The organism is Bacilli bacterium, assembly GCA_035326105.1.
Lineage (GTDB): Bacteria > Bacillota_I > Bacilli_A > RFN20 > CAG-826 > UBA7706.
This window is the reverse complement of the sequence record DAOKYO010000001.1, coordinates 426,221-449,959: the sequence shown is the minus strand read 5'-3', so window position 1 is coordinate 449,959 and position 23,739 is coordinate 426,221. Positions and strand designations below refer to the sequence as shown.

The 23,739-nt window shown below is 37.9% G+C and carries 21 protein-coding genes; 6 read left to right on the top strand and 15 right to left on the bottom strand.

All coding sequences use genetic code 11. The features are described from left to right. Genes PKC96_02035 through PKC96_02015 form a run of 5 tightly spaced genes read right to left on the bottom strand, consistent with a single transcriptional unit; the run spans nt 1 to nt 8,648 of the window. Nucleotides 1–2,463 (bottom strand): family 43 glycosylhydrolase, encoded by a 2,463-nt coding sequence (locus PKC96_02035; protein ID HMM00107.1) that lies wholly within the window; start codon nt 2,461–2,463, stop codon nt 1–3. Then, nucleotides 2,460–5,267: a GDSL-type esterase/lipase family protein gene (locus PKC96_02030; protein ID HMM00106.1), complete on the bottom strand. Its 2,808-nt coding sequence runs from the start codon at nt 5,265–5,267 to the stop codon at nt 2,460–2,462. Before PKC96_02030 ends, PKC96_02035 begins: the two co-directional genes overlap by 4 nt. Nucleotides 5,268–5,281: 14 nt before the next feature. Further along, nucleotides 5,282–6,184, bottom strand: a complete 903-nt coding sequence (locus PKC96_02025) for a carbohydrate ABC transporter permease (protein ID HMM00105.1) — start codon at nt 6,182–6,184, stop codon at nt 5,282–5,284. Next, the gene (locus tag PKC96_02020) at nt 6,181–7,122 is read right to left on the bottom strand and encodes a sugar ABC transporter permease (GenBank protein ID HMM00104.1); all 942 of its coding nucleotides are present in this window, start codon (nt 7,120–7,122) and stop codon (nt 6,181–6,183) included. Before PKC96_02020 ends, PKC96_02025 begins: the two co-directional genes overlap by 4 nt. Before the next feature lie 2 nt (nt 7,123–7,124). Next, complete coding sequence (locus PKC96_02015) at nt 7,125–8,648, bottom strand: extracellular solute-binding protein (GenBank protein HMM00103.1); 1,524 nt, start codon at nt 8,646–8,648, stop codon at nt 7,125–7,127. 158 nt (nt 8,649–8,806) lie between these two features. On the opposite strand from PKC96_02015, the gene PKC96_02010 reads away from it, so the two are divergent. Continuing rightward, nucleotides 8,807–9,736, top strand: coding sequence for an ArsR family transcriptional regulator (locus PKC96_02010; GenBank protein HMM00102.1), 930 nt, complete (start codon nt 8,807–8,809; stop codon nt 9,734–9,736). Nucleotides 9,737–9,888: 152 nt separating this feature from the next. On the opposite strand, the gene PKC96_02005 is transcribed toward PKC96_02010, so the two are convergent. Genes PKC96_02005 through PKC96_01990 form a run of 4 tightly spaced genes read right to left on the bottom strand, consistent with a single transcriptional unit; the run spans nt 9,889 to nt 12,794 of the window. After that, complete coding sequence (locus PKC96_02005; GenBank protein ID HMM00101.1) at nt 9,889–10,065, bottom strand: hypothetical protein; 177 nt, start codon at nt 10,063–10,065, stop codon at nt 9,889–9,891. Between the two features lie 4 nt (nt 10,066–10,069). Beyond that, nucleotides 10,070–12,328 carry a ferrous iron transport protein B gene (feoB, locus tag PKC96_02000; GenBank protein ID HMM00100.1) on the bottom strand — a complete coding sequence of 753 codons (2,259 nt, stop codon included), beginning with the start codon at nt 12,326–12,328 and terminating at the stop codon, nt 10,070–10,072. Continuing rightward, nucleotides 12,325–12,570: a ferrous iron transport protein A gene (locus PKC96_01995; protein HMM00099.1), complete on the bottom strand. Its 246-nt coding sequence runs from the start codon at nt 12,568–12,570 to the stop codon at nt 12,325–12,327. Before PKC96_01995 ends, feoB begins: the two co-directional genes overlap by 4 nt. Before the next feature lie 2 nt (nt 12,571–12,572). Then, complete coding sequence (locus tag PKC96_01990; GenBank protein HMM00098.1) at nt 12,573–12,794, bottom strand: FeoA family protein; 222 nt, start codon at nt 12,792–12,794, stop codon at nt 12,573–12,575. 235 nt (nt 12,795–13,029) lie between these two features. Between PKC96_01990 and PKC96_01985 the strand changes: the two genes are divergently transcribed. Further along, nucleotides 13,030–13,413: a metal-dependent transcriptional regulator gene (locus tag PKC96_01985; protein HMM00097.1), complete on the top strand. Its 384-nt coding sequence runs from the start codon at nt 13,030–13,032 to the stop codon at nt 13,411–13,413. Nucleotides 13,414–13,464: 51 nt separating this feature from the next. Here PKC96_01985 and PKC96_01980 read toward each other — a convergent pair whose 3' ends face one another. From PKC96_01980 to PKC96_01965, 4 genes are all read right to left on the bottom strand, one after another. After that, nucleotides 13,465–15,186: a hypothetical protein gene (locus PKC96_01980; GenBank protein ID HMM00096.1), complete on the bottom strand. Its 1,722-nt coding sequence runs from the start codon at nt 15,184–15,186 to the stop codon at nt 13,465–13,467. Nucleotides 15,187–15,418: 232 nt separating this feature from the next. Next, on the bottom strand, nt 15,419–16,114 hold the full coding sequence (locus PKC96_01975) for an MBL fold metallo-hydrolase (GenBank protein ID HMM00095.1): 696 nt from the start codon (nt 16,112–16,114) through the stop codon (nt 15,419–15,421). A 489-nt stretch (nt 16,115–16,603) separates the two neighbouring features. Beyond that, a complete protein-coding gene (locus tag PKC96_01970) occupies nt 16,604–17,593 on the bottom strand; it encodes a YegP family protein (GenBank protein HMM00094.1) in 990 nt (329 codons plus the stop codon). 395 nt (nt 17,594–17,988) lie between these two features. Next, nucleotides 17,989–18,738 carry an exodeoxyribonuclease III gene (locus PKC96_01965; GenBank protein ID HMM00093.1) on the bottom strand — a complete coding sequence of 250 codons (750 nt, stop codon included), beginning with the start codon at nt 18,736–18,738 and terminating at the stop codon, nt 17,989–17,991. Nucleotides 18,739–19,107: 369 nt separating this feature from the next. On the opposite strand from PKC96_01965, the gene PKC96_01960 reads away from it, so the two are divergent. The 4 genes from PKC96_01960 (at nt 19,108) to PKC96_01945 (ending at nt 22,552) form a co-directional block, all read left to right on the top strand. Then, the gene (locus PKC96_01960; GenBank protein ID HMM00092.1) at nt 19,108–20,370 is read left to right on the top strand and encodes an ATP-binding protein; all 1,263 of its coding nucleotides are present in this window, start codon (nt 19,108–19,110) and stop codon (nt 20,368–20,370) included. Nucleotides 20,371–20,373: 3 nt separating this feature from the next. Then, complete coding sequence (locus PKC96_01955; GenBank protein HMM00091.1) at nt 20,374–21,057, top strand: hypothetical protein; 684 nt, start codon at nt 20,374–20,376, stop codon at nt 21,055–21,057. Between the two features lie 20 nt (nt 21,058–21,077). Continuing rightward, complete coding sequence (locus tag PKC96_01950; protein HMM00090.1) at nt 21,078–21,335, top strand: hypothetical protein; 258 nt, start codon at nt 21,078–21,080, stop codon at nt 21,333–21,335. A gap of 248 nt (nt 21,336–21,583) precedes the next feature. Next, nucleotides 21,584–22,552, top strand: a complete 969-nt coding sequence (locus tag PKC96_01945; GenBank protein ID HMM00089.1) for a Gfo/Idh/MocA family oxidoreductase — start codon at nt 21,584–21,586, stop codon at nt 22,550–22,552. On the opposite strand, the gene PKC96_01940 is transcribed toward PKC96_01945, so the two are convergent. Further along, entirely contained in the window at nt 22,549–23,091 is a 543-nt protein-coding gene (locus PKC96_01940; GenBank protein ID HMM00088.1) for a GNAT family N-acetyltransferase, read from the bottom strand. The genes PKC96_01945 and PKC96_01940 overlap by 4 nt on opposite strands. Before the next feature lies 1 nt (nt 23,092). Next, on the bottom strand, nt 23,093–23,689 hold the full coding sequence (locus PKC96_01935; GenBank protein HMM00087.1) for a hypothetical protein: 597 nt from the start codon (nt 23,687–23,689) through the stop codon (nt 23,093–23,095). Between the last annotated feature and the right edge of the window lie 50 nt (nt 23,690–23,739).

Sequence of the window (23,739 nt, the reverse complement as noted above, 5' to 3'; positions counted from 1 at the left end):
TTATTTAACTCCTGTAATCTTTAAATCCTTGTAGTAAGATTCGGCTGATATCGAATATAATCCAACCATGCCATGAGTGAAGGGATCGGGATCGGTGTACTCAAAGGCATATTCGCCATCAAAATAGACTTTAATATTGTTGCCTTTGCATACCGCGCGCATTTCGTGATACACATTGAGGGTAAAATCACCCGTCAGTGAAGCAACAGTCATTCCGTTATAATTCATCCGTTCCATCACGAGTTGCATATTATTGAAAGTGATAAGGTAGCCTTCCGCACATTCATTAACCTGTCCGCTCATAATGGAAGGATTAAGTGTCCGCAACATAATGCCGGCAGACGCCCCATTGCTTGAATCCATAGTAATTTTGACTTTAACGCTCACTTCATAATCGGTCATTCCTTCACTTCCGAAGAGAAGCATATTATTACTTCCGGCTTTTGAATAATGGGCCTGTTCCTGCTCATCAATCTTCCATAACGTCATATATTTGGCGCCTTGACTTACATAGTCGGATAGGTCATTTGCAAAATCGGGAGAAAATTGACTGTCCAGGAAGGTATTGTAATAAAGGCTTTCATATTTACCCGATACCAATTCGAATTTGATCGTATGCAATCCTTTGGTCAAAGGGAGTTCTAAGATAAGATTTTTAATATAAGTTAAATTTTCTTCATAACTGCCATAGTTGTTTGTAAAATCAGCTCCTGGAAGTTCAACTAAATATGGAAGATTATTGTCTATTTGAATAGTTATTTTGCTTCCGATTGATGCTATCGAGTAGGTATTTTCGATTCCATAAAGACCATCTTCAAGAACATCGATGGGATAAACAATCCGCTCCTGACTTTTGCTGAGACGGACTCCGTCCGCTTCGGAATATATTAGGCGATCATCATTGACATCGCGCTCTAGCGTGTATTGATTATCGACCTTTGAAATGTTTTTCAAGTAATCAGTCGCAAACCAGTCGCTTCCCATAATTTTCGCATCGCTGTTTTGACTTGAATCAAATGCCGAATTGGCAAATGTCGTCGTTCCGATGGAAGCGCGCGCAACTCCGCTGTAACCGATTTTCCCCTTTAAAACGGTCTCAGAAATTGTGCTGTCAATCTTTGTCAGATTATCGAATGTCACTTTAAGCCGATGATCGGCATAACTTAGACGAAGTGTGTGAAGCTGAGTGAAATCAAAGTCTTTGAACAGAGTCCCTTGGGCCACAAGCGTCTGATTATAATAAACATTAAGATTCTTCCCATCAATTGTTACATATCCGCTATTAGTGCCATCGACTCCAAAAAGAAATTTGCTACTGCCATCAGACTCTATATCTTTAAAGTTATATTCCACCGAGAAAGTATCATCGGTAGTCAATGAGGAATAATAACTTCCTCCATTTTCTTCAAGTGAACCTTGCTTTTCGCCCAAACTGGTATTGTCGGCAAGAACGTAAAATTCCGGCATCATCGGAACCATGGCCCCTTGATAAGTTGGTCCTAAAACATTCATTCTCGTTCCCGCAAAAGTCAGACGGTTGAGGTTGAAAGAACGAATCGGACCCGAGGCTGAATCCAAATTGTGATAGGCGATATAATAGCTATCAAGGTTGGGCCCCAATACTGTTGAAGAGTGCCCTAATCCATTTTGCTCGCCCATACTGGATAGCAATAATGAATTATTACTCGGATATTCAAACCCGGATCGCGGGGATGATGAAAATGAATAATCAACCCGGTAGCCGCGAGATTTAACATGATTGCCCGTATAGGTAAGAAAGTAATTGCCATCGTGTTTTATCATATATGGGCCTTCCGTCCATTTGACTAGCGGAGAGTATAATTCTTCTCCGCTGGCATTATCAATTTCGGTTGGTGAATTCATCTCATAGGAAGTTATCGCCCCATCGCCCGCCGCCATAAAATACATCTTTTCATCATCATCAATAAAAACACTGCCATCAATGGAAAGACCGATATTGTTAGTAACAGCCCTAAACTCACCAAATGGTTGCCGGTCAACTGATTTAAAGATGTAATGGCCCTTACCATCGGGAGAAGAGTACATATAAAAATCGCCATTCCAATAGATGACTTCCGGAGCGTAAGCCGTATGCAGCCCCGTGGTTGATCCATCCGCTTGAGTAAGGGGATACTCACCTAAGTAACTATAGTGAATAAGATCATGTGACTTCCAAACTCGATAACCATATTCGAAGTTCTTAGTGGAAGCATATAGATAATACTCGCCATTAAACCGCATAACATAGGGATCACCGATTCCATAGTCACTCCACTGATTGGGAATATTTTCCTCACCGAATATGTTGTCATACCGCTCCCGCTCTTGGAGTTGATAATTAACTTCTGAGAAACCTTTAAGACTGTTCATATTTTCTCCTCCGCATGAAGTAAGCGCCAACACAAACGGAAGCGCCATCAATAGGGCTCTTGTTTTTTTCATATTGAAACTCCTTTGCCAATTTGGCTATAAATTGTTCCTTGACCATTAGCGCGTATTCCATAGCCTTCACCCGCCAGCCGATTTAAATCCTTGTAGGAAATAAGCTTGTCGCCGTTCAAATACCCCTCAATGGTTCTTCCATTCCAAACAACTTTTAAACTATATTCACTTTCCACCTGATATGAAGCGATGCTGATTTTAGTTAATTCAGAATAAGTGCCATCGACGATTTTGCTCAGAACCAAATCTCCGTTAATCGATATAAAATAGAAGTAATATGAAACGCCACTTTCCCAAAAATATGTCTGATTATTAGTGGAAAGGCCAAATATCAGTCCATTATCACTAGGGGAAGTTGCTTGAAGATTAACTGAAAGATAACCTCCATCATTAACAAATGTGTCACTGCTATTTACAAGAATTGAAAAGGGAGAAGAGGCAATATAATTATTATCATTTTTAGTAAAGTCACCGCTTGCAACATCGTAACCGGCAATTGTGTCATCAATCGCGGGAAGCGACAGTGCCTCCCTAATTAAATCTCTTATCATCTTATATGCTCCGCGATTAAGATGGAGTCCGTCTGCAAAATAGCCATTAATATATTGGTTTTCGCTATCTAAGAATAAATTTACCGTATTAATAAATCTGATGTTTTTATCAGCCGCCGCCAAGGATGATAAATAATTATCAATATCATCAATGCTCGCTTTATACTGATCGCGCATGGGGCACTTGTGGATTCCGATAATAACAACAACTAAACTTGGCATTTGCTCTTGAATCTGGTTTATAAACAGGCTGTAATTATTCTTTATTACTTGCACGCTGGCTCCCATTGCCAAATCATTTGTTCCCATATCAACGAATAAAGTTGAGGGGTTACAGGCTTTTATGATTTCAAGCATCGATAACCAATAAGTAGTCGTAGTTCCACCGACTCCAAGATTAGTAATGTTGCCTAAACCGGTAAGGTCACTATCGGCATTTGTCCACAATTCCATGATCGAATCACCGACAATTAAGGCCTCAGTTTGATCATCGGCAAGAACGGAACTAATATTCAAAGAACTGAAAGTTGTTCCTTTAAAAAGAGATTTAATTCCATATTGCGTCCCGCTGAGTGGATTATCATCTTGAAATAAAATAAGCAGTTTGTCTTCAAAATATCCTTTTATAAGGCCTTCCTCGAAGGAAACCTTCAAATTATATTTGCTGTTAACGCTATAGCCGGCGGTTAAAAGGCGAGTGGAGAGATTAGTGATTGTTCCATTTTCTACTCGATCAAGAACCAACTCATGTCCGGTATTAATCATTAATTGATAATAGCTGGCACTGTTTTCATAGAAGGTGTCGCTCGCTGATGCTAATCCAAAAACGAGTCCATACTGATTGAGTCTTAGCGCCATTACATCGACGTTTAAAGTACCTCTATCCAAGGTAGCATCGCTTTTTATCATTAATGATGATTGGGCTGTGGCGACATAGCCATTATCGTTTTTAAATCCGCCGCTGACCGTACTAAAACCGGATATAGTCTCACCCGGCTCATCTTTGGTATCGACGATTGTCGATTCACTGGTAGTAAGCGAACTGAAGGTAACTCCTTCCGCTCCCGCCCGTAAGCCGATTCTTGTCCCGGTAAGGAACGAACTATCCGTATAGGTAATATAGACAGTATCATCGATTAAACCATATATCGTATTACCGATTATAACTATCCTTAAATTGACGGTTTTATCAGTTGCAAAGCCAGCAACATTGGATGACACTTGTATGGTATTCCACGTTCCGTTTACAACCTTGCCCAGAAACGCATTGCTATCGCGATTGATAAAGAAGAAATAATACGAGGCTCCGCTTTCCCAAAACAATGCATCCGTGGCCGATAAACCAAAAACGATACCATTATCGGAGAAACTTGGCGTTTTCATCGTTGCCGTTATAGTTCCTTGAGTAAAACCGACTTCCGATAAGGTCATCAATGAATTAGCGCTGCTCGCTGTATAGGTTCCATCATCGTTTTTAAGAAATGTCCCGCTATTAATCATATAATTATCTATCTCCTCGGTTTGCACTCCTGTTTGATTAATCGCGACATATGTATCCGGAATCTGCGGATCAGGGGTCCATCCAAACCAATCTGATGTCGTTAAGTTAGTTGTCTTATTTCGGCAACCGAAGGCAATACCTACGGTCGATGTTTGATCAAAGCCGAATGTTTCATAGGGTAAAAACAATTCCACTGACCAAAAGGCATCGTCGTCAGCATCATTATTGATTGTTCCATCCACGCTTACCGCATAGTCGACAACTCCACTCCAAGGTCCCCACCATTTGCCACCTCCCACTTGAAGCATGGCATATCCTTCTGGATTAATTAAGAATTCATAATCGTCAGTTTGGGGTCCATTGCCACCATCATTTTTTGTATCAATATAGAATTCAACATTATCACTGTTGATGACAAACTCTGAATCGGAATAATTTGTTGAGGCGCTGATGAATTGATCGATCAAGGTAAATCCGATTGTTAATCCTTTTTCGCCCCAAAATATCTTTGCAGTAACGCGATTGTTTTCTCCAAAGTGGCAACTAAAAATATCGGGATTGCTCCAAGCTTCTTCATCGAGAATTCCATCTATTTTTAAATCGCTGGCAACCATATTGCCGGGGTATGTAAAGTCACTATCACCCGAGACCTTACTGTCTTGGTTCGCATAGTCGCTAGGATTAATTCCGCATGAACTTAGAGCCAGCAATCCTCCGGTCAGTAAGATCAACCAATTAAAGTGTTTTTTCATTTTTATCGCTCCTTTTAATTGTCTTTTGAACTTGAAAGCATAAAGGTATTTACAAAATATTTTTGGAACACGATATAGATGGCAATCGTCGGAATGCTCGATAGAACTGAACCGGCCATGATTGTCGGAAGATTCTTCAATGTTCCGCTTCCCGTTTGGTTATCCAAATATTTGATCATTACCTGAATGGTCTTATTGTTGAGGGTCTGAAGATAGATATCGGGTCCGAAAACATCATTCCAAATTCCCAAGAACCAAAATATTACCTGAGCGGCGATCGCCGGCCGAACTAAAGGCAAGAATATATTCCAATACAGGCGGAAAAAGCCACATCCGTCAACTTCCGCGGCCTCATAGACACTGTCCGGAATGCTTAAAGCATATTGTCGAAGGAAGAACATCATTGAAACGTTGCCAAAAAGTCCCGGCAAAATTAAGGGATATAGGGTATCGACTAACCCCAGATGAGAAAAAGCACTAAACTGTGGCGTCAACACCGTAATGTATGGAACCATCATTGTCGTGAGCACCATATAGAACAAAAAGTTTTTACCTCTGAACCGAAGTCGGGCAAAAGCGAAAGCGGCCATCGTTGTTGATATGGTTCCAAACGATATCACAAAAACCTCGATAATTAAGGTATTGAGGAAGCCGCGAGCCAAAGGAATAATCGTAAAAATATCAACATAATTAGTGAGTGTAAATTCTTTGGGGAAAAGATAAAAGGCTAAGTTGTTCACTACTTCATTTCCCGATTTAAATGACATCGAAAGCATATATAAATAAGGAAATAGCATCAAGAAAGCGATCGATATAATAATAAATAAGACGATAACTTTAATCGTATAAAAGGAAGCACTGTAATGCTTTTTATTAGCTTTTGGCGCGACGTTTTTAGTGATATTGACTGTACTCATTGTGCACGGGTTCCTTTTTTTAATTTTCGAGAGCTAAAATTTTTCCGTCCACTTCCCACATGGAGAAACTTGAATAAGAACAATGTCACAATCAGAAGTCCAACAAAAACAAAGAGGCTGCCGGCACTCACCAATCCATAGTTGCCTTTTTTCATTTCGTTCCATAGATAATAGACTATCGTATTGGCACTGGATGAACTGACGATTATGTAGTTATCCGCGAAGGCCAATATTCCTCCGATTACCGAAGTAATAAGAACATAAAAAGTTGTCTGCTTCACCAAGGGGATGGTTATTTTAAAAGTTTTATAGAATAGATTAGCCCCTTCGATATCCGCTGCCTCATACAGCTCATGCGGAATATTTTGCATGGAGGCAAAATAAAGCAGCAGTGTTCCGCCTATTCCCCCCCATACCCCTTTAATTATGAGTGTAATTTTTACAATACGCGGGTCACTAAGCCAGAGAATGTGCGTGCCAAATATTTGATTGATTGCCCCGTAATCGGCATTAAACAACCACTTCCATACCAATCCGACAGCAATTGCCGAACTGACAGCCGGAAGATAGTAAATGATTAAATATGGTTTTTTAATCTTGCAATACCTTGAATTAATTAAAGTAGCCAACACAAACGACAGGACCATTCCTACCGGAATTCCCATCATCAGATATATGGTGTTGGTAATTGATTTAATAAAATTAGGATCGGCAAATAACTCTTGGAAATTTCCTAAGCCAATATAATTTCCAGCTCCCGGATTGTAGTTAAAATCCGTCAGTTCATGGAAAGAGGCAAATATGGAATAAAGCAGGGGAATGAAGGTAAACAAAAGAAATCCGATTACCACTGGCGCCACAAATAGGTAGCCTGCCATCTGCTCCTTAAATCGTCGATTACTAACTATGGTTTTTAGACGGTTGCGTATATTCATCATTATTACCAAGCGTATTTGGAAGTTGTTTTATCTAAAATTGTCTGACACCGACTTTCTAAGCCCGATAAGAATTCATTGTTGATTCGGCTATTAGTATTCCAATCCCAAACATTGAGATGTCCCCCATACGAGGAAGTCAATGACCAAACGCGGAAAAGTTTGTAACTGTCATCAGATGACTCCCACATTTCATCAAACCAGTCCGCATTATAGGTATAAGCTTGAGGCCGCCGTTCACTATTGGCCATCATATCGACATATACCTGACGATTTAAAGGACGATTATAACCCATGGTTGCATTTTTCGGGTCATTTATTGTCGCATTCATAAACTCGCCATTTGCCATATCAATTAGATTAGGCACCGCTTGTCCCAATTGATAGTTTATTCTTTGAGCCGCGGGTGAAGCCGTTAAAAATTCGGCTAATTTATATGCGCCTTCCGGATCCTTGCTCCCTTTATAACAGGAAATGCCAACCGATCCTAAAAAGGATTTTGATGAAGATCCACTCCGATATCCATCTTGCCAGTTATCTAGATTGCCACTTGCATTGGGAACCGGAGTATAAAGAATGTCCCAATCAAAATTGCACTCCCATAGTTCAGGTGTGTCCCATGCTCCAACGAAAGACGCGCCAGCCAATCCGCTGGAAAACCGTTGTAAACCGGCTTGCGATGCCTGCCCTTCTGCCGTCGTCATAACTTGATATTTATTCGATAAGTCGGCGACAAATTGGAGTGACTCGGCAAAATTGTTGTTATCAATGGTAACTAGTTTGTTGCTATCGTCCAGGAATCGTTGTCCCATCGATGCCATGGCGCTTTCTAACGGATAATGGGTAATCCCAACAATGGAATTGGAATCGCTCAATGATCCTTCCTTTATGTCTTGGCAAAAAGCGATAAACTGAGCCCATGTCATAGCCACTTTGTCATTTAATGTTTTCGTAGATGGATTATAGCCATATTGACCAGCGCTATCGCTGACAATGGTAACCCCTTTGCTTTGTACGAGCGTTTTGTTATAGGCCAAAACATTAGGCCCCAAATCTTTGGGCAAGGCATAGATATCGCCTGTCCCTAATTTCTTATTAACGGTATCATATCGATAAGCATCAATTCCTTCGCTCCAAATATTGTCTACGGAGATGGAACTTGATTGTTCAATATAAGGAGTTAAATCCATCATGATATCAGATGAATTTATCCATTGCACAAAGTTTATATCCGGCATATAGAAGACATCGGGCATATTTCGTGTGTTATTCTTATAACTACCTAAAGTTGTGATGTAATTATCGGAAGTAACTGAGGAATACACCACATCATATTGAGGATATTCCTGAGTGAATTCAGCAATCATTGTTTTAAAAATCTGCTGCTCGGCAACCGAACCCCAGCCAAAAAACTTCAGTACCGATTTTTTATCACCACTGGAATCAGAAGTCCCTCCGCACGCGGAAAGTACTAAGGATAAAAACATTGCGGCCATAAAGGACAGGCTTATTTTTTTGGTTTTTCGCATATAAACACCTCTTGCAACCTAATAGTAATGTGGTAATCGCTTACATTCAATGTCAAATTTTCAATTTTTACAAATTAACATTATTAATTCGAAAATATTCGAAATTCGCTTGCAAGCCAAACCAAGTAGTGATTAACTAAAATTAAAAGAGGGATTATATGCGAAAATTAACTTTAAACTTAAATGATGATGGTGTGCTGGAAAAGATCGGCGATTCATTCTCGTCCCCCATCCGCCGCAAAATATTGCGTTTGGTAGCCAATAAATCCTATTCCATATATGAAATCGCTCAAGAATTAAACCTGTCTATGTCAACGACTTCATTTCATATAAAAATTCTAAAGGAAGCAAAACTTATTAAAGCTATTCCTTCGCCATCTAAAAAGGGGAATGAGAAGAATGTATCAATTGAATGTGAATCAATGACTATATTTGTGAATGGTGATTCGGAAATAAGCAATTTAAGAAAAATCATAACTATTCCCCTTGGCTCCTTCATTGACTATGACATTACTCCACCCTGTGTAATCTGCACGAAAGAAATGGCTCTTCAACCTATTGATGATCGCAATGTCTTTTTATCTCCCACCCGAATTCAAGCCCAATTAATATCTTTCTACAAGGGACATATTACTTTTCCTATTCCCCTCGATGGCGAAGAAGGCACGCAATTGGAATCGATAACTATTTTTATGGAACTTTGTTCTGAATGTCCCAACTACAACAACAGTTGGAAAAGCGATATTACTTTTTGGCTTAATGGCCAGGAAATTGCAACTTACCTTTCATTAAGAGATTACGGCGATCGCCGTGGTGCTTACACTCCTTCGTGGTGGCCATCTAGTTCAACTCAGTATGGCATGCCGGTCAATTTACGAATTGATACGGAAGGAACCTACATCAATGGCGCCAAAGCCAACTCGATAAATATTAACAGCCTTGGAATAAGTAATAATGAAGTTCTTCACTTTACTCTTGGAGTAAAGGACGATGCCAAATATGTCGGAGGCATCAATATATTTGGCAAAAATTTCGGTGATATAAATGAAGATATAACCGTTCAAATTGCTTTTGAAAGAAAAAAATAATGGCTCTTTTACTATCAGTTGCCGGTCTAAAGGATTCATTTATTGCTTAATCATGACAAATATAAAATAAAAAAATAGCTCAACCTTGATGAAAGTTTCAAGCTATTTTTTTGTAGTGAATGATGATTAACAAATCATTGTTATTTTATGCGCTATTTGCTCCCTTTATATTTCTTGCGATACATTTTTACTAATCCGCCACCTTTGCTCGCACACGATGCACATTCACCCGTAGGAAGATGGTGAACTTTTTTATAAACGTAGCGGGCGATTAGGGTTAGAAGAAAAACACCTGTTAAAACAATAACAATAATCTCAATTGGTTGCATAAAATCAAATTCCTTCCTTAAATATTTTTTGGTCACGAGCGCGATTGACAAAGTGAATTATGATAATGGCGGCAAGAAAAACTGCCAGAAAAATAAATGATGTCCACCACCAAGTGCCGATGAGATATACCATACTTCCAACGACAAAGGAGGCAATAAGCCAGAAAGCAATTGTCGATATAAATTTTCCTTTCGGCAATTCGGCTTTGGCGGTAGCCACTGCCGCAAAACAGGGAACGGTTGTCATATTAAAGGCCACAAACGCTAATAGCCCCGGAACCGTAATATTGGTTGCCTGAGCCATAACCATTACCGCTTGAATTCCCTCTTCATCGCCGGCAAAGCCCGCGACAAGACTGGCGGCCAAAGTTCCAAAAGTGGCAATGACATTTTCTTTAGCAATTAATCCAGTAATTGCTCCGACAACAAAAACCCATCCGAATTCCCCTAACTGGGAGCCAAAACCCATCGGGGTAAAAATCGGCGCCAGGAATTTTCCAAAATTGGCGAGAATTGAAGTCCCCATTTCCTCATCACTTAGAAATTGAAAACTAAATGAAAAATGCGAAATAAACCAAATAAGAATCGTCGAAGCAAGGATAATGGTAAATGCCTTTTTTACAAAATGCTTGGTTTTATCCCATAGGTGAACCATAAGTGATTTTAGTTGAGGAACGTGATAGGCGGGAAGTTCCATAATAAACGGTGGTACTTCCCCTCGCATCGTCGTATTGCGCATAAGTATGATTGCTACAATCGCACTTACCATTCCTAAAAGATACATGCCCAGAGTTATGAACTCCGCATTGCCGATACCAAACATTTGCACAATTCCTCCGCTTATCGCGGTTAAAATCGGGAGTTTAGCTCCACAACTGAAGAAGGGAATAACTCTAATCGTTGCGGTTCTTTCGTTATCATCTGCTAAGGTACGAGTGTTTATCATGGCTGGTACCGAACAGCCAAAGCCCATAATCATTGGCATAAAAGCACGACCAGACAGACCGAATTTACGGAATATACGGTCAAGAATAAAAGCGACTCGAGCCATATATCCGCTGTCTTCTAAAATGGAGAAGAAAAGAAATAAAAATAGAATCTGTGGCAAAAACGATAAAACGGCGAACAGTCCTCCAAGAACTCCGTCGACTAAGAAGCCACTGACCCAGGCGGGAGAACCGGCTAGAGCCGTTCCTGCTATTTCTGAAAGCCACGCCGTCACGCTATCGAGAAAATTGAAAAGTATAACTCCGGGCGAGTTTATTCCTCCATTGGCAAACAAACCTTCAAATATCGTCCCCGGGAAGGATATTAATCCGTTTGGACCCAATAAGTGCATTGCGTTGAGATAAAAAAGATCTTCCGCGAAGGTTAAATGAAATATAAGAAAAAGGATAAATATGAAAATGGGTATTCCTAGCCATTTATTTGTCAGTATTCGATCAGCGCGATCAGACGGAGTTCCCTTTTTGCTTTTGCTATTTTGACTGTAGGTCTTTACCTTTGCAAAATGATGAGAAATATATTTATAACGTGCATCGGCAATTACCGCTTCAAAGTCATTACCGAAAACATCATCCTTAAATCCATTTTTGTATTCCTCAACCATTGAAACAAGGTTGGGATGATCCTTGGTTTCTAGCTCATCTAGTTCCGCTAGTTTAATTGCATGAAATAGGGCATTGGGAACGTTCAGACCGCGAAATGCAATTTCACAATCACTAACAAGATGCCTTAACGAATTGTTTTCAAGAATGGTTGTCGCTCTTCTTTTTGACAAAGAAGTCTCATAAGCCACCTTCATTAGATGTTCAATGTTGTCCTCGCGTAGAGCACTGATTGGAACAACTGGAACTCCAAGTTTTACCGACAATTCCTTAACATCAATTTTTTCTCCCCGTTTATTAACCACGTCAATCATATTAAGTGCGATTACTAACGGAATGTCAATTTCCATCAATTGCGTGGAAAGATATAAATTGCGCTCCAAGTTCGTGGCATCGACAATATTGATAATACAGTCCGGCTTATCATTAAGAATATAGTTTCGAGAAATGACTTCCTCTGGAGTATAAGGTGAAAGCGAATAGATGCCGGGAAGGTCAACGATTAAAATCGGTTCTATCCCCTTACGGTAGGTTCCTTCGCGCTTATCAACCGTAACTCCCGGCCAATTGCCAACATGTGCTGTCGATCCCGTTAAAAGATTAAATAATGTGGTCTTGCCTGAATTAGGATTCCCCGCCAACGCAAAATGTTTCATAATGACTCCTCAATTTCCACAAAAACGTTTCTAGCCTCGGTTTTCCGTAAAGACAATTCATATCCGCGAAGCGTTATTTCAATCGGATCGCCTAAAGGAGCTTGCTTTTTTATTAAGACAACCGCCCCCGGAGTAACCCCCATGTCGAATAGTCTCCGCCGAATTTTTCCTTCACCTTCTACTTTTTTGATTAGTCCGCTTGAACCAATCTTCATTTTGTCTAATTGCACTAATGTGGTCATGTTTATGCCTCCTGATTAACCAAAATGCGCGTTGCTATGCCTTCGTCAATGCCCAAACGGCCTTCTTTAATCTGACAGATAACACTTTTTCCTGAACGGCTTAAAATTACGATTTCTGAGTTGATCGTAATGCCAAGACTTTCAAGATGTTTCTTTATTTTTCCTTCCGCCAAAATCTTGAACACTTTCAGTTTTTGATTAAGCGGAGCGATAACCAACGGCATACAACACCTCCCTAGTTAGTTTTAACTAACTCATCTTCAAAAATAAATCAGGCATGGCCTGGTAATAAGCTAGCCTCTGCTAACTCAAGCACTATTATAATTGCTCTGCTTTCGCTGTGTCAACCTAAAAAATAAAAATCTGTAATTGGGTTTTGCTGTTTATTCGTGGCTTATAAGGTCGATTAATTGAAACCCCTATAGAAAAATGCTAACATTAAAAAACGAGGTATCAAAAATGAATTCCAAAAAATCGCGTGAAGACTATCTTGAACGGATTTTAATGCTTCAAGAAGAGCATGGGAGTGTCCGTTCGGTCGATATCGCTAATGCGATGAATTTTTCTAAGGCTAGTGTAAGCATTGCGCTAAAGAAAATGCGTGAAGAAAACTTAGTTAATTTTGCCGATGATGGCACCGTCCATTTGACTACCTCAGGTTTTTTAACCGCTACTACAATTTATGAGCGCCATAAAATTATATCTGCCTCGCTTATGGCACTAGGGGTTGATGAAAAAACCGCATTAGAAGATGCTTGTCTTATTGAGCATGATTTAAGTCCCGCAACCTTTGAAGTTTTAAAAGAACATTATCTAAAGTATCGCGATAAATTGACTAAATAAAAAAAAGAGAATGGACAAAAGCCATTCTCTTTTCCTTATCATAATATTTGTTTAATCAACAATAATTTGAATTGGGCATCCGCGCCAATATGAGCCACTGGACTTAAGTTGCAAATTTTGAACTCCGACAATCATCTGAACCTGTTGCCCAATATATGGTTCAAGCCAACTAAAATCATTGGCGTTATTTTGCGAATAGAGCGGAAGTCCAACCGATGAATCCTCAATACCATAAAGGGTGTATGAGCCATATTGTCCCGATGATTTATAAACCGTACAAGTCACAAGATACATATTACCCGTAAGATTGGTACTGGGGCGAGTGGCCGTAATGGCCTCTATAGAACTGGCGCTATAGGCTGCGGAAGGAATATCAAAAGCGTTTCGATCAATGCTTAAAACTTCCGCCTCGGATAATTGAAAATCTCCAGCATATTCCTCCGATGCCGCATTGGTGGCATCTTTAACATAGTGAGTAACCGTCGCCTGAATAACAATTTTATTTCCTTCTTCTAAATCGATAAGATTGCCTTGAGTTGAGGTTCCGTTATAAACAAACATAGTTCCCGTTTCATCAGCAAGAAATAATCCCTGCTTAACCATTGAACTCTTGTAGGTTAATTTTGCGACTACTCCCTCAACGGTCACAATTGTGCCATCGCTGGCTTGCTTTGCTTCCGCCAGTGAAATTGTATCAATATCCGGTTTAGCAATAATAGTGAAATTTTTTGTTCTTGAAACAGAAGTTCCATTGTAAGTCGCTTCCGCCACTAAGGACACATCACCCAATATTTGTGATTTAATGGAAATGTAATTGTTAGTCTCGTCGGTTGTAACCGTAATTTGACTGGAAGAGGAGGTGTAAGCGATGGTCAGTCCCGCCACTTTCTCATCATTTTTAGCCATTGTTATAACCGTATCAGCGTTATAGGAATTTGCGATTGGAAGTAATGCCCGATAAGCTCCTCCCGTCGCCACTTCTTCATCCGACAAGGTTGCTTCGCCTAAAATACTAATCGGACAAATCCGCCAAAGATTTTGCGATGGCTTTCCGATACTAACAATAAATTCAATATCAACCAATTTGCCATCCCACTCATTTGTCCAGGCATAGTCCTTACCATTTGATTGCGTATAGGCCAATAATGTATCCGTAAGATTGGCATCTTCAATCTCATAATTCACATAACTTACGTTATCATAGACATGATAGTAAGCTTTTGTTCGATAGATTTTACCAGTAATATCTTCTGTCAGCGGTATGGAATTAATATCAGCAACGCTGAGATTTGAAATAACCTCATTAGGAATCTCATTGTCGGTTTTATTATCATTACTAACAATGACGGGGGAAGTTAATTGAACCATTCCTTTATAATTAATAGCCGCGGCGCTTCCCGCATCATTTTGCGGAATATAATAGGCTTTAGTGCCTAGGACCGTAACTTTATTTCCCGGCTGAACACTTTTGGCGACATCTTCGCCATAAATATATATACTGTCTGTCTGATCTGCTAACCAAAAACCAGTTATATATGGGGTCGATTGTCCGGTGTAATTATATGCAACAACCACCCCCGTGACGGTGAAACTCTCGTTTACTTCCCCGCTGCGGGCGGCAGCAATCGAAACACCTGTCTCTTCGGAAGTTGTGACTTCTGATGTATTTTCAGGCTCGGAACCGGTTGTTCCTGAAGAAGTCGCATCCTGACATGAGGCAAGTGTGAATAAAGCAACAATAACTAGAATTAGTGGAAATCTTTTGCGATTCATTTTTTTCTCCTATTTTAACTTTCTTCTTTTTTTGAACATCTTATCCATCATAAAAAGTAGAACGCCAAAACATTCATCGCTTACCCATCGCTTCAAATAAAAAATTCACACTCCTTCCAATGTAAACAAAAGAATGTTCTTTTGGGGGAGTTAGTGAATTACTAACTACCAATAGTATAGCAAAGAGCCCTATTATTTATAATACCTTTATGTAATTTTTTTGAAAATTTTATCAACTGTTATTGATTTCCATCGGCCCGCCATGATAACAGATAATTTTGCTTGGACTTAAACGCAATATGCGATCAAATGATTTTTTGGCCGTCACTGCATCTAGCGTATAGACGGGATTGGCAACTTCAAGACGATTGTCTTCAATAACCATCGCATCTCCGGCTACAACTACATTAAATTTTTCTAAAAGAAGCGATATATGACCCGGCATATGGCCCGGAGTGGCTATAACCTTCACCCCGCCAACCCAAGGCAAAACATCACCATCACGCACCATAATATCGACCGAAACCGGCTCAACGCTACGAAGTATATTAATGAAATGAATACCATCAGTCCTTTGAATGCCATTCAGTTTTGACTGCAGTTTTTCCGCTTGCTCAAGGCGTAGCGACTTCTTTTTCCCGGATATATATGGTGCTTCAATTTCGCTTGCTACCACTTTAATTCGCGGGTATTTTTTCTTGAAATCGGAGAGGCACCCCATATGATCGTGGTCATGATGGGTTATTAAGATATGCGTCAAATCGGCGCCGTCATAACCCTGTGAACGAAGGGCCTTTACAATAAGGGGAAAGAATCCGACATAGCCGCAGTCAACAAGAACCAAATTATGGTCATCAGCTAAAAGCGTAGGATAGATGGCATTATTACCATTATTAAAACTAATGTTTAAAACGATTACTTTGTCCATATGTTTCCTCTGTATGTATATATTATATTCAAAATTATGGATATAGACAAAAAAGAAATGTAATCGATATTATTTATTGATTCTAATATTGACAAAAAGTATTTACTGTTTTTTTAGCAAAATGCGAAAAGGATAAATAAAATGTATAAAATACCTATTTTAATCAAATGGCTTTATTATAATTCTCTCAGAATAAGAAGGTTAACTGAATTTCCTTTTAAGATAACTTTTTTCTCATCGTTAATTTGTTCATTTGTAGGTAATATTTGATTGGGATAATCAAAGGTGTTTTCCACTCTGCTCGGACCCTAGATTATCGAAAGGTTCAAAAAGCCTTAACGGAAGCAGGAGTCGACCTATTCAGCGAATAATCGATTAAATAAATAAAATTAAAACCGGAGAATAAACTCCGGTTTTTTGTAATGTAAACAGCTATACTTCGCCAATTAAATGATAAAAAACTAATGCCTGACTCAATCAAGGCTCTAACTATGCATCGATTACTTTGGCATCTTTAATAAAACGTCTGACGGATTCAACTGCCGAAAGCGCGGCTTCTTTGCTGCTGTAGGTTTCACCCACAACCAACACTTGATTGATTGAAGAATAGAGCTTGAATTGATACCGATTTTGCTTATCGCGATTAATCCGAAAAACGCCTTTTTCAACTATGCCATTTTTAATGGCTTCAATTCCCTTAAGAACGGTCGCTTTGCTAGCATAAATATCGGTGACAAACAACACTTCCCCATTAGAAGCTTTTAAAACGGCCTGATATTTTTTATCTTCAATCAATTTTATTTCGATCTTACCATTACCATTTGTTTCAACCGGTTGACTCTCGACAATCTCTTCTCTCACCTCTGCGGTCGGAATATCATCCAATTGAATTATCTTATCGGTTGAAGCAAATTTCTCTGTAGAAGCCAAAGCTTTTTCGGCGCTGGCTTCCCTGTCATAAAACTCGCCGGCTAAAATAACCCGGGCTCCGTTGGTGGTATATATTCTAAACTGAGCAAATCCATTCTTATCCTTAACAATAACCCCTTTGCCTAAGGATATATTCTTTTTTAGAGTCTCGATTCCTGCCTCGGCACCACTACGGCTGGTATAGCCGCCGCTTACCAAAAGAATCTCTCCGTTAGATGCTTTTAGTCGATACTTAAATAGACCAGCCTCGGGAAAGATTTCATATTTACCGCTATACCGCTCGTTTGCCTTGTCATTTTTAACAGGAGTTGGTTCCTTTGCTTCGCCCGCTTCTACTTTTTGTTCAGCTGTCTTCTTGCCTGGCGCCACTAAAACCGGTTTTTTCTTTTCGACCGCAACCTTTTCCTTCGGCTTAGCCGTTTCAACAACCGGCTCTTCCTTTTTCGTAGTCACAACCTTTTCTTCTTTTAAAGCATTGGTTTTTTCCGCTTCCGCCTGCTTCTGAGCTAAAGCTTTTTGTTTTTTCTTTTTTCGCCAAAAAAAGCACATATAAAGTTCCTCCACTTAATATATTAATTATAACTTAATATTTAATAAATTTGTTAACAAACACTTTTTGGAAATAACTTTTTTTCTTTTTCTTTCATTACCTTATGGATAAAACTAATTAAGTGTTAAATAGGCAAACAAAGGCTTTCTTTCTATAATCTTAAACTGATTATCGTTTTTCAAGGCCTTCTTCTAAAAGTCAAAAGAGCAAAATAAAAAAGTTGGAATAGAAAAAGCTACTTAAAAAAGCGATTTCTAACAATAGAATCATTCGTGTTTTATGTTGTATCGCCTAAGCCTTTTGCTTAGGAAAAGATCCAATATATTAATCGCCAAAATAAGGTGGTGTTTGTCTTTAATCGAACTTTATTAAAACGAAATCCCGATTTTAAAGGCTAGATGGCAAGGTCAAGAACGACCGGACAATGATCCGATCCTTCAACTTCGTCAAGAATAAGCGCATCAATAATCTTATCTTTGATTCTTTCTGAAACGACAAAGTAATCAATCCGCCAACCGATCCCTTTTTCCCGCGCATGAAACCGATAAGACCACCACGAATAGCGAACGGTCTCCGGGTATAAGAATCGGAAAGAATCGACAAAACCATTTTTTAAAAGGAGTGAAAATTTTTCTCTTTCTTCATCACTGAATCCGGGGTTAAAGTGATTGGCCTTAGGATTCTTTAAATCTATTTCTTGGTGAGCGACATTTAAATCGCCACAGAGAATAACCGGTTTAATTTTATCCAGTTCAACTAAATAATCACGCAGTTTATCTTCAAAAGTCATCCGATATGGCAGTCGCCTTAACTCCTCTTGTGAATTGGGGGTATAGGAGGTTATAAGAAAATAATCGTCAAATTCGGCAGTAATAACTCGGCCCTCATCATTATATTCACCATGTATTCCATAGATGACATTCAATGGCTTTTTCCTTGTTATTATCGCCGTCCCAGAATAGCCTTTTTTGTCTGCCGAATTCATGTATAGATAATAACCGGGAAAGTCTATTTCTAATTGCTCGGGCTGCATCTTCGTTTCTTGAATGCAAAAGGCATCCGCCTTCTCTTTATTAAAGAAATCAATAAAGCCTTTGTTTATCGCCGCCCGTAAACCGTTAGTGTTCCAAGAAATAAATTTCATAAAATAAAACCTCTTTTTTATTATAAACAATATCGACAAAAGGATAAACCTTTTAACTTTCTATAGCTAAAAAGACGATTATTATATCAATCATTAATTATCTGCGCAGCGCTTTTTCTAATTATCGGTCACTATTATTTAAAGACATCATTTGGTAAAATGGCAACTAACCCTTCCTTTATAGAAAATCAAAAACTTGATGCTGCTTTGATAGACACAAAAATAAATTTCTATTTCTTTTTACTAGGAAATTTTTTATACCGAAAGCAAATGCTCTTCAGATTAAGTTAAGAATAAATTATGTTTCGTGCTAAAACATTGCATAAAATATAATAACATGATATTATCTTCATCGAAGAGGTAAATATTATGATTTTGGAAATGAGATTTGATAACTATAAAATGTTTAAAAGCGAAAATGTATTATCGTTCTCGGCAGATACTAGAATAAAAAAATTAGGGTCAAATTACTTTAGTTTACTAAATCGCAATGTTTTAAAATCTATTGGCTTGTATGGACAAAATAATATTGGAAAATCAAATGTCTTGCATTTGACGAAGCTTATAAAGGACTTAATGCTTGGAGTTGAAAATATTTCTTTTAATAGGAATATTTTTGGGGATTCCGCAAGGAGTGATATTTCCATCACATTCAAAACAAGCGCTGATATAAACTGGATGAAGTACTCTTTTACCTATGATAGTTTTAAGCATGAAATCATTAAGGAAGCATTAGATGAAGTCGTGTTTTATGAAACGGGTAATTTTTCAATTAAGAACGTTTATTCAAGAGATAGAGAAAAAGAAATACTGGTCATTTTAGGAATTGATAAGTCTGATTTATTGAAATTATTACCTTCAAAAAAACCATTCTTGTACTGCGTATCATTGGATAACGATGTTTTTGCATCACTTAAACCTTATTTGAAGTCTTTTAAATCATTTGCCGATTCATTGGAAATTATCCAATTGTTTAATATTCCAATTGAAAAAACTATCGATGTTTTGAAGGGAAAAGATGAAAATAAAAAGAAGTTCATTGTAGATTTTATAAAGCACGCTGATTTATCAATTCAAGATTTTCATTATAATGAAAAAGCAATTTTTAAAGGTAAAAATAACGAAATTATAGATGAAGAAGTGTTGAAAAAAATAGATATAATTGATCAGTTTAGACTTTTTACGAAATATGATGGAGCCGAAGTTCCTTCAATAATATTTGACTCAACTGGGACTAAGAAAATTGAAGCCATTGCATCTTATATTTATGAAACGATTATCAACGGGAAAACGCTGATTATTGATGAATTAGATAATGGCTTACATTTCAAACTATCAAGAGCTATTTTAGCCACATTTAATAGCTTTGCCAACACAAAAGGACAACTACTATTCACTGCTCATGATATTGAATTGATTTCTTGCAAGCATATGATGCGTAAAGATCAAATTTATTTTTCTTTTAGAAATGATGACTTAACGAGCAAGTTGTTTTGCTTGAAAGATGCGCCTGTTGCGGAAGGTGGGCCTAGAACTGCCGAAGATTTGCTTAGGCATTATAATCGATCGGAATTTGGCTATGTTCCATCTCCGAATTTTGTTAAATATCTGTCATCACTTAATAAAGAGTGATTTATGGGAAAGTATTACATCAAGATTATTGTGGAAGGCAATGAAGAAAAAGTGTTTTTTGACATTGTTGAACAATTGGCTACAAATGAAAAATTTGCTCTTGATGTGGAAAACGCAAATGGATGTGGCGGTATCGCAGATGCATTTCTTTCTGCTTTGCGTGAAGATGCTTTATTTGATTGTGTAATTTGTGTTTATGATGTCGATAATAAAATCAAAGATACAAATTCGCCCTATAATATAGTGAGAAGACAATTGATGTTACTTTTTGAAGATGATTCTATTGTAGATTCTATAAGTTTCTGCACAAATCCCAATATTTTGCAGTTCTTTTTGTTAGCAGCTAATTGCTTGAACCAAGTTGCTTTAACCTCAACTTCTAAATCTACAAACTCTGAGTATGTTCATAGATATTGGCCGGCAATAAATTCCAAAAAAACTGATGAATTGGGAAGGAAGATTAAACCTGAATATAACGCAAGTAAGTGGCAATTGGAAATAATTAAATATTCGATTATAAACAACGAATATACATACTCAAATCTATTAGAAAATGCCCGTAGTTTGCCACAAAATTATAAGGAAAATTTGCCAGCCAGTAATCTTTTGCCAATGCTAAATGCTTTAAAAGATGGTGATGAAAATTTTTTTAAAAAAATTAACGCGCTAATTGAAAAAATCGAGTAACAAAGAAAGGAGGTTAAAGTATGTCTAAATATCCAAATAAGATTGTTACAAATAGAAAATCACCTGCCAACGAAAAGGATTATGTGGCGACTTACAAAGAGTTAAATCCAAAGTCCAATAGAAAAGATGGCTTTGATATTGCCGCAGTAAGATCCAAAGATGGAGTGCCAGGTCACGCTTTATTGGATCAAGGAATTAATAGAAGCAAGGATAGAGATTCACATAGAGGGCAAAGCTTTATTCCTGACGAAAAACTCAGAAAGAAGATCAAGAGATAGAATAGAAATCCACATAAGTTTTATCAAACAAAAATAAACCGCATTTATTTGCGGTGGCATAATGTTTTATTACTCCTGTTTTCTAAAACTTCTCAACAGCAAATGTAAGAAAAAAATTGACTTGTCTAGTATTAAAATAAACTCCATTATAAAATAAAAAAGTTTTTATGACCTTAACTTCCTTTTATTTTTTGCTATTATTGAGTAGGAATATGTAGATATAACTATTTTCATATTGAGGTTTAGAAATGAAAAATTTTGCGGTAGTTGGAACCAATTTCATATCGGACGCTTTTATGGATGAAATCGCCCTTTATTCTGACTATAAGGTTATCGGCATATTAGGCAGCAGTCCGGAAAAAGCCCGCCTTTTTGCAAACCGCTATCAAATAAAGAAAGTCTACACTTCCATTGAAGAAATAGCTTTTGACCGGGCTGTCGATGCTGTTTATATCGCTTCTCCAAATCAAAATCATTATCCGATGGCTAGGACTTTAATTAACGCCCATAAGGCGGTTTTACTTGAAAAACCTTTCACAATTACTTTGGAAGAGGCTAATGATTTGGTCGGTTTAGCGGCAATGAATAATACCCTTATTATGGAGAATATGCGCGTCTATTATGACCCCGCTTTTTTCGTTATTCGTGAGCAAATTAAACGCATTGGAAAAATTAAAAATTTCACTTTGCGGATGGAAAAACAGTCCTCACGCTACAGTAAATATCTTCATCATGAATACATTTCTACCTTTGATCCCAAGAAAGGCAACGCTGCTATCCTAGATTTAGGGGTTTATTTGATCGCCGCGACCATAGAACTATTCTCTAATCCAATCAATATAACCGGCCAGTCATTTTTTCTTGAAAACGGAATGGAAAAAAATGGTTTTATGACGGTAAAATATGAAGATTATATGGGAACCCTTTTTTACTCAAAAGTTGCCGATAATTTTCAATCTTCCGTCATTGAAGGAGAGAAGGGAACAATATATATTACGGATATTGCCAATCCCACCCAAGTAACGGTCGTTTTAAATGAAAAAAAAGCGGAGATGGTTTTCTCCCGTCCGCAAATAAATTATATGAACTATACACTGCCGACTTTTTTAAAGGCTCTGGAACGCAGTGAATTCTCCAGTTCCCTTGTTGAAAAAACCTCTTTTTGCATGGGGGTTGTCGATTTTTTAATCAAACACAACGGAATCAAATTTAACTAATTGAAATTTCTAATTAAGACCAGTCCTGCGCTTTTATTTCCGTTCTCTTCAATAAAGAACTTTTTTATATCAAATGCCAACTTAAAATCTTGTTTGCGATAGATACTGATGGCCTGAAGCCAATTTTCATTAACAATAAGCACCGCCTTATTTAATTGATGAAATTTCCTTTTAATATCTTTTAAATAGCAATCAAAAAAATAGGTTCCTAGTCCCTTATTTCGGAATTGAGGATGTAATTCAAATGAAGAAATGTAAAGAACCGATCCCTTTTTATTCAGAACATCCTCTATTGAATGGTTAATTGCCAAATTATTGTCTTCTTGCGTCGGTAATTTTGACCAGATTTCCGAAGTTAAAAATCCGATCACTTGCGCTTGATATAGAAAGATGTAAAATCCTTCCGCAAAATACATTATTCGCTTTTTAAAAACATCGCTGCTCTCTTGAGTATTGGCATTAAAAGAGAGGCTTTCAATTTCCATGATTACCGCTAAGTCGCTTAGCTCTGCCGGCCGGACAAAATATTGCTCAATCATATTAAATTAAAGAAATGCTAATTTTTTTCAATATATTATCTTCATCATTAAGAACACTGCAGCCTTGCTGATCTCGATATTCATGCCATAGTTTGGCCAAGCGGAAAACATTGACATAATACTTTTGGCAGGGCAGTAATTCGATCTCTTGCACCCGGGCATTATTTATTAAAAGAAAAAACTGATAAGCAAACAAATCATCAATCATCCAAATTTTTATTATCTTTCTTGATATCAAGGAATATATCACCTCAAAAAAAGTCATGTAGGCCGCAATCGCCGAAATATCATCCTCGGTAAATGGATTATTTACTTTATCCGTTCGTTCATACTTCTCCATTTTCAAGAACAAATCATAAGTCAACTTATTCTCTGTGAACTGCTTGTTCAAATTGACGATAAATTCGCCTTCGTTAAGGCGCTTGTTCTTGTTCATCTGCAGCCAAATCGCGCAAGCACCGATAACCGCCGTAATGGTGGTGATGGCTTGCCCGATAAACTCATCATGGAATACCATAACCAGCGTCCCTGAAGTAACGGATGAAAGAATAATCAAACCAACGATAATCGGCGTGACAAAATCTTTGTGTGTGTTCATAAGTTTTCCCTGTTTAAATAATATATTACCACGATTGAAATGTATTATAT